Raw genomic sequence first — 10,468 nt, forward strand, 5'->3', positions numbered from 1 at the left:
CGCCGGACGGCTGTGCGGCGGTACGGCCGTGCGGTGTGCTGCCGTCCGTGGCGGGCCCGGGGTTCTGCGGCGGCCCGGCGCCCGGTCCTCAGGACTCGGTGCGCCAGGCCAGCAGGCCGCCGGAGAACCCGGTCTTCAGGTGCGCCGTGATGCGCAGGGCGGTGGTGGTGACCGCCGGGAAGGAGAGCCGGTTGAAGCGGTCGGTGGCGGTGCCGTGGGCGGCGCCCTCGCCGAGGGGCCGCCACGCGCCGTCGGTGCCGCGGTGTTCCAGGCGCCAGGACTCCGGGACGCGGCAGGCGCCGTGGCCGGTGTCGTCGTACCAGTACACGGCCACCGCGCCGACGCGGACCGGTTCGGCGTAGTCGTACCGGATCCACTCCTCGGTGCCGGTCCGGTCCCACCAGGTGAAGCGCGGCACCGACTGGTCGTAGGAGCCGGACGGTTCGACATCCGCGTTCATGAGCAGGGCCTGCGGGCTGTCGACGCCGCTGAAGGAGGCCGTGACGGCGGCCCATTCCTTCGCCCTGCCCCTGGCGGCGGCGGTCGGGAAGGCGGTGACGCGCAGCCGGGCGGCGGCGGCCGGGACCAGGGTGAGGTGTTCGACGGGCCGGGTGGTGCGGGCGGGACTCTGCTGGAGCGGGGCCACGACGTCCTGGTCGTCGCGCGTCCAGCCGTCCAGGCGGCGGCCCTTGGCCCGCAGGAGCACGGGGGTGCCGGAGTGGGTGAAGGGGTTGGCGGCGCGGGCGCGGGTGCGTTCCACGGCGAAGGACCGGGCGGGGTCGCGGGCGTCCAGCTCCAGGGCGTAGTTCCACGGCGAGCGGGGCCGTACCTCGTACTCCGGCCAGGCGTCGCTGCCGCCGGTGCGGCGCCACTCCTCCTCGATGCGCAGGGAGTAGGTGAGCGGGCCGTGGTGGACGGAGACGGCGCCGGCGCTGCCGTGCCAGGTGCGCACCCGGGTGCGCATGGGCAGCCGCAGCACGAGCCGGTCGCCGTCGTGCCAGCGCCGGTCCACGACGAGGTGGCCGCCGCTGCGCCGGACCGGCACGGGCCGCCCGGCCAGCCGGACGGAGGGCTCGCGGCACCAGCCCGGCACCCTGAGGTGGAGCGGGAAGGTGACGGCGTGCGGCGCGGACACGGTGAGGGTGACGGTGTCGTCGAAGGGGTACCCGGTCTGCTCGGTCACGGTCACGGTGGTGCCGTCGCCCACCTTCGCGCGCACGGTGGACTCGCCGTACAGGGAGGCGCACAGGCCGCCGTCGAGGCTCGCCAGCCACATCTCCTCGGCGTAGTAGGGCCAGCCCATGCCGTAGTTGTGCGGGCAGCAGCGGTAGTCGTGGACGCCGGGCCGGTACGCCTGCATGGCGAAGTCGTTGTCGAACTGGCCGTGCGACTTGGCAACGTTGTCCAGCTGGACGCTGTTGGCGGCGGTGACGTAGTGGGTGCCCTTCTGCCGCGGGTCGAAGGCGGCGGGCAGCATGTTGAGGGCCAGGTCCTCGCAGCGGTCGGCCCACACGGTGTCCCCCGTGATCCGGGCGAGCAACTGGTGGCTGTGCATGAACTCGACGATGCCGCAGGTCTCGAAGCCCTGGCGCGGGTCGTGGTAGCCGGGGCGGGCGTTCTCGTCCGCGGCGAAACCGCCGCCGGGGAACTGGCCGTAGCGGGCCATGACGGTGTCGTACACCCGGTGGGTGGCGCCGAGGAAGGAGTCGTCGCCGGCCAGCACCCCGTACTGGGCGGGTTCCCGGAAGCCCTGGGCGAGGTTGACGTTGTGCCAGGTCGGGATGGTGTGCGTGTAGTCGGCGCTGTGGGTGTGCATGGTGCGCACCAGGTCGAGCAGCCAGTCGTCGCCGGTGCGGTTGTAGAGCCAGTAGGCGGTGTCGATGGTGTCGCCGACGCGGGCCGCGCCCCAGCCCTGTCCGAAGAGGGTGCCGGGCTGGGTGTGGAGGTACTTCAGCCAGCCGGTCAGGGCCGGTACGACCCGGTCGTCGCCGCTGTACTCGTGCCAGGTGCGCAGCGCGTCCAGGACCGGCATGTACGGCCAGAAGTCCGGGCCGCCGCCGAGGGCGGTGCGCAGGCGGGCGGGGCCGAAGAAGCCGTCGGGCTGCCGGGTGGCGAGGATGCGGTCGATCCAGGCGCGGGTGGTCTCCAGCACCCGGCTGTCCTGGGTGACATAGCCGAGGTCGCCGAACCCCCGCAGCCAGTAGGGCAGTTCCTCCCAGCCGTCGCGGTCGGCGACGGACCAGCCGCTGGTCCGCTCGTCGAGGTAGTCGGACACCTCGGGCATGCGCCCGTTCAGTCCGTCCAGTTGCAGGTCGAGCTGGGCGCGCAGCCATCCCTTGGGCGTGATGCTGCCGGGCGGCAGCCGCAGGAACGGCTCCGGCCGCAGCGGGGCCCGGTTGGCGGTGTAGTGGGGGCGGGCGGCGGCGGTCGGCCCGGCCGGGCTCGGCGGGGCCGAGGCGTGGGCGGAGGTGTCGGCGGAGGCGTGGGCGGTCGAGGGGGCGCCGGCCAGGGCTGCGGCGCCGGCGGCGGACATGGAGCCGGTCAGGAACGTACGGCGTTCCATGGGCTGCCCTTCCTGTTCGAGGACCGTGTCCAACGGGTGCGGGCTGGGCGGGGGTTGTGGGGGCAGGGGCCTTGGGTGAGGGAGGGCCGTGGGGCGTGGGGCCTGAGGCGGGGTCTTGAAGGTGGGGGGCGCGCTGGCCGGATCGTTGTGCCGTGGAGCTGTCTGACGCGACGTCACATGCCGGTGGCCGGCCTGGCGCGCGGACCCCGGAGGAGGTCGCGGCGCGGCCCGGAGGCGTCCGGCCGGAACGCCGCAGCGCCTCGGTCCGCCTCACCCCGACGCGGTGGCGGCACCTCGGCTGCGACAGGCGCCTGACAACGTTGTAAACGCGAGCAGCCACATGACAGCACAGCGCCGTTCCGGGTGTCCACCCCTCGTACGCGATTGCCGTGGCAGCGCTGTCCGGCATGCCGATTGCGCGACAGTTCCCGCTGATCACAGGGGAGTTGGCCGCTTCGCGAGGGGTGCGTTCGGCCGCCGGGAGGGCCGCCGGAGCGTCCGCCCGGCCGCCGTCCGGCGCCGCCGTCACCTCCGACGAGGAGTTCTTTACAGCGGGTTGACATCCGCTTCGGCGTTCCCGCAATGTCTACAACGTTGCAAAGCCCGCCTGTCGGTTCTGCCTTCGCCCTGCGAGGGCCCAGGGCGGCCCCTGCTCTTCTCCGCCCCGCCCCTTCGTCCACCCCGTTGAGGATGTGATCGGCGCGTGAACGTTCAAGCCAAGACCCTCACTGCCGCAGTGCTGGCCGCCGGGCTGTGTCTGGCCGCCACCGGATGCACCAAGTCCGGCTCGTCCGACTCCGGCGGCGGCTCCTCCTCCGCGGCGGCGAACGACAACGCCGCGGCCTCGCAGCAGGTCGCCTCACCGGCCGCGAAGGGCCCCGGCTGCACGTACAAGACGTACAACGGCGGTGTGCCCAGGCTCGACCTCACCGACGGCAAGACGGTCGTCGGTTTCTCGCAGTCGGAGTCGACCAGCAATCCGTTCCGCGCGACCGAGACCAAGAGCATCGAGCAGCAGGCGAAGAAGCTCGGCGTCAAGCTCATCCAGCGCAACGCCAACGCCGATGTCAACGCGCAGAACTCGCAGATCGAGGACATGATCGCGCAGGGCGCCAAGGCCCTGATCGTCGCCCCGGAGAACTCCGACGGGCTCGGCCCGGCCCTGGCCAAGGCGAAGTCCGCCAAGATCCCCGTGCTCACCATCGACCGCACGGTCGGCGGCACCGCGTGCACGGACTTCATGGCCTTCATCGGCTCGGACTTCTACCACCAGGCGCAGATCGCGGCCGACGACCTCGCCGGAGCCACCGGCGGCGAGGCGCACGTCGCCATCCTGACCGGCACCCCCGGCAACAACGTCACCACCGACCGGACCAAGGGCTTCCAGGACCAGGTCGAGGCCAAGTACCCGAAGATGAAGGTGGTGGCCTCGCAGACCGGCAACTTCGCCCAGACCGACGGCCAGAAGGTCATGGAGCAGTTGCTCCAGTCCCACTCCGACATCAACGCGGTGTACGCGGAGAACGACGAGATGGCACTCGGCGCCATCCAGGCCGTCCGCTCGGCCGGCAAGACGCCCGGCAAGGACATCAAGGTCGTCTCCATCGACGGTATCGAGCAGGCCGTGAAGAACGTCGCCGCCGGCCAGATGGTGGCCGACATCGAGACCAACCCCCGCTTCGGTCCGCTCGCCTTCCAGGCCCTCCAGGACTTCTACGGCGACACCGGTGTGCAGCCCAAGGTCATCATCAAGGACGGCCACTTCACGCACGACAACGCCCAGCAGGCCCTCGACCAGGGCCTCGTGTACTGAGCCCACGCGACGGCACGGAGGGAACGGGCCGGGGCCGGGACGCGGTGGTTCCGGCCGGCCCGGCGGACCGGCGGCTGCCCCGGCAGCCCGCATGAGGAGGACGACGTTGGTCCAGCAGGACCCGGCACCTCGCAGCGACTGGATCGTGGACGTCGCCGGGGTGGACAAGAACTTCGCGGGCGTCCACGCCCTGCGCGGGGTGGACTTCCGCCTGCGCCCCGGTGAGGTGCACGCCCTCATCGGCGAGAACGGCGCCGGAAAGTCGACGCTGATCAAGGTGATGACCGGCGTGTACCGCCCCGACGCCGGAGTGATCCGGTACGCGGGCGAGGAACGCGCCTTCCGCAACCCGCTGGAGGCACAGGCCGCCGGGGTCTCGACCATCTACCAGGAGGTCAACCTCGTCCCGCTGATGTCGGTGGCCCGCAATCTGTGCCTGGGCCGCGAACCGCGCCGCTTCGGCCTGGTCGACGTACGCGCCATGAACCGCTTCGCCGCCGAGACCCTGCGGCGCTACGGCGTGGAGGTGGACGTCACCCGGCCGCTGGGCTCCCTGGGTCTGGGCGCCCAGCAGATGGTGGCCCTGGCCCGCGCGGTGCAGATCGACGCCCGGGTGGTCGTCATGGACGAGCCGACCTCCTCGCTGGAGCCGCGCGAGGTGGAGACCCTCTTCTCGGTGATCCGCGACCTCAAGCGGCAGGGCATCGCCGTCGTCTACGTCAGCCACCGCCTCGACGAGCTGTACGCCATCTGCGACCGGGTCACCGTGATGCGGGACGGGGCGGTCGTGCACACCGGCGACATGGCGGGACTGGAACGCCTCGAACTGATCTCGCTGATGCTGGGCCGGGAGATGTCCGCCGTGCGGGCCAAGGGCGCCACGGCGTTCGGCGGCGAGCAGCACGACCGGCGCGAGGGCGTGCCGGCGCTGCGGGCCGCGGACCTGACCGTCCGGCACCGGGTGCACGGGGTCGGCCTGGACATCCACCGCGGCGAGGTCGTGGGGCTCGGCGGGCTGCTGGGCGCCGGACGCAGCGAGACCGCCCAGGCCATCACCGGCGCCCTGGCCACCGACGGCGGCACCGTCGAGGTGGGCGGGAGACCGCTGGCCCGGCGCAGCCCGGCCGCCGCCATCAAGGCGGGTGTCGTCATGCTCGCCGAGGACCGCAAGACCGAGGGCATCCTGCCCAACCTGTCCGTGCGGGAGAACATCTCCCTGGCCCTGCTGCCCCGGCTGGCCCGCGCCGGGGTGGTCTCGCAGGCCAAGCAGGACGAGGTCGTCCGCTTCTTCATGGACCGGCTGCGCATCAAGGCGTCCGGCCCCGACCAGAAGGTCAGCGACCTCTCGGGCGGCAACCAGCAGAAGGTGCTCCTGGCCCGCTGGCTGTGCCTGGATCCCGAGGTGCTGCTCCTGGACGAACCGACCCGGGGCATCGACGTGGGCGCCAAGGCGGAGGTGCAGGCGCTCATCGACGAACTCGCCGGGCAGGGGCTCGGGGTGCTGCTGATCTCCTCCGACCTGGAGGAGCTGATCGAGGGCTCGGACCGGATCGTGGTCCTCAAGGACGGGCGGGTCGTCGGACACCTCCAGGGCGAGGACGTCACCGAGCAGTCCGTGCTCGACTCGCTCGCCACCTCGGCCACGACCGGCACCACCCCCGATACGGACGCCGGAGCCGGATCGGGCTCCGCCGTGACCAAGGAGGAGCCCCGATGACTCCCACCACCTGGTCGGCCCCCAACCGGTGGGACCGGGCCCGGCTGACCCGGCTGCTCCAGGCGTACGGCGTCTACGCCGCGCTGGTCGTGCTGTTCGTCGTGGCCGCCGCCCTGGACACCTCCTTCCTGTCGGCGGGCAACGTCCGCATCCAGCTCTTCCAGGCCGCCCCGACCCTGATCGTCGCCCTCGGCATGGCCCTGGTCATCGGGACGGAGGGCGTCGACCTGTCGGTGGGCGCCGTCATCGCCCTGTCCGCCTCGGTCGTCCCCCTCTACCTCGGCTACGGCGCGCCGCTCGCGGTACTGCTCGCCCTGGTCTTCGGCGCGGTCTCGGGAGCGGTCGGCGGCACCATGGTGGCCTTCGCCCGCATCCAGCCGATCGTCGCCACCCTCTCCCTCATGATCGGCCTGCGGGGCGTCGCCGAACTCGTCAACGGCAACTCCGCCAAGCCCGTCATGGACGCCGGGCTGCTGAGCCTCGGCTCGGACAGGTTCGCCGGCGTCCCCCTGATGGCGTGGATCGCCGCCGCGTGCGCCGTACTGACCGCGCTGCTGGTGCGCCGGACCACGTTCGGGCGGCAGTTGGTCGCGATCGGCGACAACCGCCGGGCGAGCAAGCTGGCCGGGCTGCCGGTACGCCGCGTACTCGTCACCGTCTACGTCCTCTCGGGCGTCCTCGCGGCCCTCGCCGGCGCGATGATCGTCGGCCACGGCGCCGAGGCGGACCCCGCCCACCAGGGCCTCAACATGGAACTCAACGCGATCACCGCGGTCGTGGTCGGGGGCACCCCGCTGACCGGCGGCCGGGTCCGGGTCCTCGGCACGGTGGCGGGCGCGCTGTTCATGCAGCTCATCACCGCCGTACTCACCCAGCACAACGTGCACACGTCCTACACCCAGCTCGTGGAGGCCGCCATCATCTGCTGCGCGGTCTACGCCTCACAGGAGCGAGGTACCCGATGAGCCCGTCCGCCCTGCGGCCCGTCGCGCCGCCGCCGCGGTCCGCGCCCGACGCGGCGCGGCCCGCCGCGCTCCGCGAGCGCGTGGCCTCCCACATCCAGCGCCGGGGCGCGCTGGCCGTGCTGGTCCTGATGGTGGCCATCGCCTCGGCGACCTCCTCCACCTTCCCGACCTGGTCGAACATCTCCAGCATCCTCGGCAACAACTCCTTCGTGTGGCTGCTGGCCCTGGGCATGACCTTCGTCATCCTCACCGGCGGCATCGACCTGTCCGTGGGGTCCGTGTACGCGCTGGGCGGCGTCGTCGCCGCCTACGGCGCGCACGCCGGCGGGACCTGGCTGGCCATCGCCCTGCCGCTGGCGGTCGGCGCGGTGTGGGGCACGGTGCAGGGGCTGCTCGTCACCCGGGCCCGGATGGCGCCGTTCATCGTCACCCTGGCCGGACTGCTGGGCGCCCGCGGGCTGTTGCAGGCGCTGACCGACGAGGGCGCCACCACCTATCTGGTCCCCGCGGGGTCGCCCTTCCGGCGGCTGGGCGAGGGCACCTGGGTGCCGGTGCTCGTCGTCGCCGCGCTGTTCGTCCTCGGCGCCCTGCTGCTCACCCGCACCCGCTTCGGCTCCACCGTGACCGCGATGGGCGGCAACGAGAACGCGGCCACCCTGATGGGCCTGCCCGTGGCCCGCGCCAAGGTCCTCGTCTACGTCCTGTCCGCCACCCTCGCCGCGACCGCGGGCGCGCTGGGGAGCGCCCGCCTGGGATCGGGCGTCACCACGATCGGCGTCGGCTACGAACTCACCGCCATCGCCTCGGTGGTGATCGGCGGCACGCTGCTGACCGGCGGCAGCGGCTCGGTGGGCGGGACGGTCAGCGGAGTCCTGGTGCTTGCCGTCATCCACAACCTGATCGACCACTACTTCTCCCAGTACGGCTCCGCGTTCACCGACACGGTCAACGGCGGGTTCCTGGCGGTCGTGGTGCTGGCGCAGACGCTGCTCAGCCGCGCCCGGCAGCCGGACTGACCGCCGGCACCGGAGCCCGCCCGGCCCATGGCCGTCCGACCGAAGGAGTTCCGTGGGCGTCAGCCTGAAGGACGTCGCACAGCGCGCCGGGGTTTCCGTCAAGACTGTGTCGAACGTCGTGAACAACTATGTCCATGTGGCCCCGCGCACCCGCGCCCGGGTGCAGCGGGCCATCGACGAACTCGGCTACCGGCCCAACCTCGTCGCCCGTCATCTGCGCAACGGCCGCACCGGCATCATCGCGCTGGCCGTGCCCGAACTGGGCAACCCCTACTTCTCCGAGGTGGCCGGGGCGGTCATCGACGCCGCCGCACGACAGGACTACACCGTCCTGCTCGACCACACGGCGGGGCTGCGGGAGAAGGAGGTCCTCGTCTGCCAGGGCTTCCGCGCCCAGATCATCGACGGTCTCATCCTCAGCCCGATCCGGATGGAGCGGGAGGACCTGCTCTCCCGCACGGACCCCTCACCGCTGGTCCTCCTCGGGGAGCGCGAGTACGGCGCGCCCTTCGACCACATCGCCATCGACAACGTGGCGGCGGCGCGCGCCGCCGTCCAGCATCTGATCGACACCGGGCGCCGCCGCATCGCCTTCCTCGGCGCCCGCCGCGAGAGCGCGCGCGAACCGGCCCATCTGCGCCTGCGCGGCTGGCGGGAGGCGCACACAGCGGCGGGCATGAAACCCCCGGAGGCGCTGGTCGTGGCCACCGACGGCTACGACCGCCAGGACGGGGCGGCGGGCATGGCCGACCTGCTCGACCGCGGCGAGCGGCCCGACGCCGTGTTCGCCTTCAACGACATGGTCGCCCTCGGTGTCCTGCGCGTCCTGGCCGAACGCGGACTGCGCGTCCCCCAGGACATCGCCGTCGCCGGGTTCGACGACATCGAGGAGGCCCGCTACGCCGCCGTCGCCCTGACCACCATCGCCCCCGACAAGCAGGCCATCGCCCAGATCGCCGTCGACTGCGTGCTGGAACGCATCACCGCGCGCACCCCGCCGGTCCCCCGCCGGATCCTGCCCGGCTTCGAACTCGTCGTCCGGGAGTCCACGGTCGAGCGCCGTCCCTGACCCGGGCGGCCGCGCGGGGCACCGCCCGGGGCCGCCGGGTCCCGGTCAGGCGCCGCACTCGGCGCGGACGGCGTCCACCGCGTGGTGCGCGTCCGTGGAACCCTTGGAGTTCCAGTCCTTGCCGCGGTCGTGCAGCTTCACCGCGAGGACTCCGCCGGTGATCTTCACGGACGGCAGGGCCACCCACTGACCGCGGTGGGCGACCTGGTCGACTTCGGCGCGGGACAACACCGCGGCACTCCCGCTCGACCCGTTGTGCAGGGTGTAGTACGACGGATCGCCGCCCACGTGCCGGATGTCGCCGTCGGCCGGGACGTACACGCTCACATGGCAGGTGCCCTGGGTGACGCCGCCGGTCCGGAACACCCACAGGGCGCTGTTGACGCTGTCGCCTGAGTCGCCGCTCATCGGGAGCGAACGGAAGCGCCCGGAGCAGCCGTTGCCCGCGTACCCCCCGGTGTGGGTGGTCCATTCGTCGTCGTCGTTGGCGGCCTTGGAGGCGCCGTACTCGGTGTAGGAGGCGCCCGTGGAGGAGCAGTGCGGGCCGCCGTAGCCCGAGTACGCCGCCGTGGCCTTGTACGCGGTGTCGGGCTGCTTGTCCTGCTGGGCCGGGAGGCGGGGCTGTCCGCCCGTGCCGCCGCCCTTCGCGGTGTTCGTGCCGGGCTTCCCCGCCGCCCCGGCGCCGGACGGTTCGCCGCCGCCGCTCCCGTCGGCCACGGCACCGGACGGGGACACGGCACCGTCCGGCACCACCCCGCCCGGCACGTTGCCACCGGACGCGGTGCCTCCCGCCGGGGCGCGGCCGGGCGCGGTGGACCGGGAGCCGCCGGGCGTGCCCGGCTTGCCCTGCGGGGCCTCGGCGCTCGGCACGAACCCGTCCGGCGACCGGCCGGGACCCGAATACCCGGCGGCGCGTTCGGACGTGGCGGCGCTGCCGCCGTCGTCCCTGCTCGCGGCGCCGATGACGAACGGTGCCGCGAGCAGCACCACTCCCCCGAGCGCCGCGGCGGCGACCATGGGCCGGGAGATACGGGAGGGCGGTGTGCCGTCGCCCCCGGTCCCGGTCCCGTCCCCGGCTGTGTCCGTGCGGGCGGCACCGCGCAGCCAGGAGAGCCGGGGGGCCGACGTGGCGGCCGTGGCGGTGGCGGTGGCGGTGGCAGAGGCGGCCGTGCCGGTGCCGGGCTCGGGCTTGGCCCCGGAACCGGATTCAGGCTCGGGCTCGGGCTCGGCGAGGGATGCGGACGATGACGGGGATGAGGACGCGGACGCGGTGCGCACGCGAGGGGTGCCGCCCGCTCCCGAGGCCGCCGCGGGCGGTTCCGGAA

Annotated in this window: 7 protein-coding genes; 5 read left to right on the forward strand and 2 right to left on the reverse strand. The window is 73.1% G+C overall.

All coding sequences use genetic code 11. From position 1 onward, the window contains the following. Positions 1-88: 88 nt before the first annotated feature. Positions 89-2,563: a beta-L-arabinofuranosidase domain-containing protein gene (locus tag A8713_RS01300; protein WP_064530996.1), complete on the reverse strand. Its 2,475-nt coding sequence runs from the start codon at positions 2,561-2,563 to the stop codon at positions 89-91. A gap of 703 nt (positions 2,564-3,266) precedes the next feature. Between A8713_RS01300 and A8713_RS01305 the strand changes: the two genes are divergently transcribed. The 5 genes from A8713_RS01305 to A8713_RS01325 all read left to right on the forward strand — a co-directional run bounded on the left by A8713_RS01305 (position 3,267) and on the right by A8713_RS01325 (position 9,143). Beyond that, entirely contained in the window at positions 3,267-4,376 is a 1,110-nt protein-coding gene (locus A8713_RS01305; protein WP_064530997.1) for an ABC transporter substrate-binding protein, read from the forward strand. Between the two features lie 91 nt (positions 4,377-4,467). Continuing rightward, positions 4,468-6,093: a sugar ABC transporter ATP-binding protein gene (locus tag A8713_RS01310; RefSeq protein WP_064530998.1), complete on the forward strand. Its 1,626-nt coding sequence runs from the start codon at positions 4,468-4,470 to the stop codon at positions 6,091-6,093. Then, positions 6,090-7,058, forward strand: coding sequence for an ABC transporter permease (locus tag A8713_RS01315; RefSeq protein WP_064530999.1), 969 nt, complete (start codon positions 6,090-6,092; stop codon positions 7,056-7,058). The genes A8713_RS01310 and A8713_RS01315 overlap by 4 nt, the downstream gene beginning before the upstream one ends. Further along, complete coding sequence (locus tag A8713_RS01320; RefSeq protein WP_064531000.1) at positions 7,055-8,074, forward strand: ABC transporter permease; 1,020 nt, start codon at positions 7,055-7,057, stop codon at positions 8,072-8,074. Before A8713_RS01315 ends, A8713_RS01320 begins: the two co-directional genes overlap by 4 nt. Positions 8,075-8,126: 52 nt before the next feature. Then, complete coding sequence (locus A8713_RS01325) at positions 8,127-9,143, forward strand: LacI family DNA-binding transcriptional regulator (RefSeq protein ID WP_018566194.1); 1,017 nt, start codon at positions 8,127-8,129, stop codon at positions 9,141-9,143. A gap of 45 nt (positions 9,144-9,188) precedes the next feature. Here the strand turns inward: A8713_RS01325 and A8713_RS01330 are convergent, their stop codons facing one another. Then, entirely contained in the window at positions 9,189-10,421 is a 1,233-nt protein-coding gene (locus A8713_RS01330; RefSeq protein WP_159393060.1) for a hypothetical protein, read from the reverse strand. Positions 10,422-10,468 lie beyond the last annotated feature (47 nt).

The organism is Streptomyces sp. SAT1, assembly GCF_001654495.1.
GTDB lineage: Bacteria > Actinomycetota > Actinomycetes > Streptomycetales > Streptomycetaceae > Streptomyces > Streptomyces andamanensis.

Coding starts and splice junctions, on each gene's coding strand:
- A8713_RS01300 (WP_064530996.1), bottom strand. CDS start 2,563: ATGGAACGCCGTACGTTCCTGACCGGCTCCATGTCCGCCGCCGGCGCC.
- A8713_RS01310 (WP_064530998.1), top strand. CDS start 4,468: ATGAGGAGGACGACGTTGGTCCAGCAGGACCCGGCACCTCGCAGCGAC.
- A8713_RS01315 (WP_064530999.1), top strand. CDS start 6,090: ATGACTCCCACCACCTGGTCGGCCCCCAACCGGTGGGACCGGGCCCGG.
- A8713_RS01320 (WP_064531000.1), top strand. CDS start 7,055: ATGAGCCCGTCCGCCCTGCGGCCCGTCGCGCCGCCGCCGCGGTCCGCG.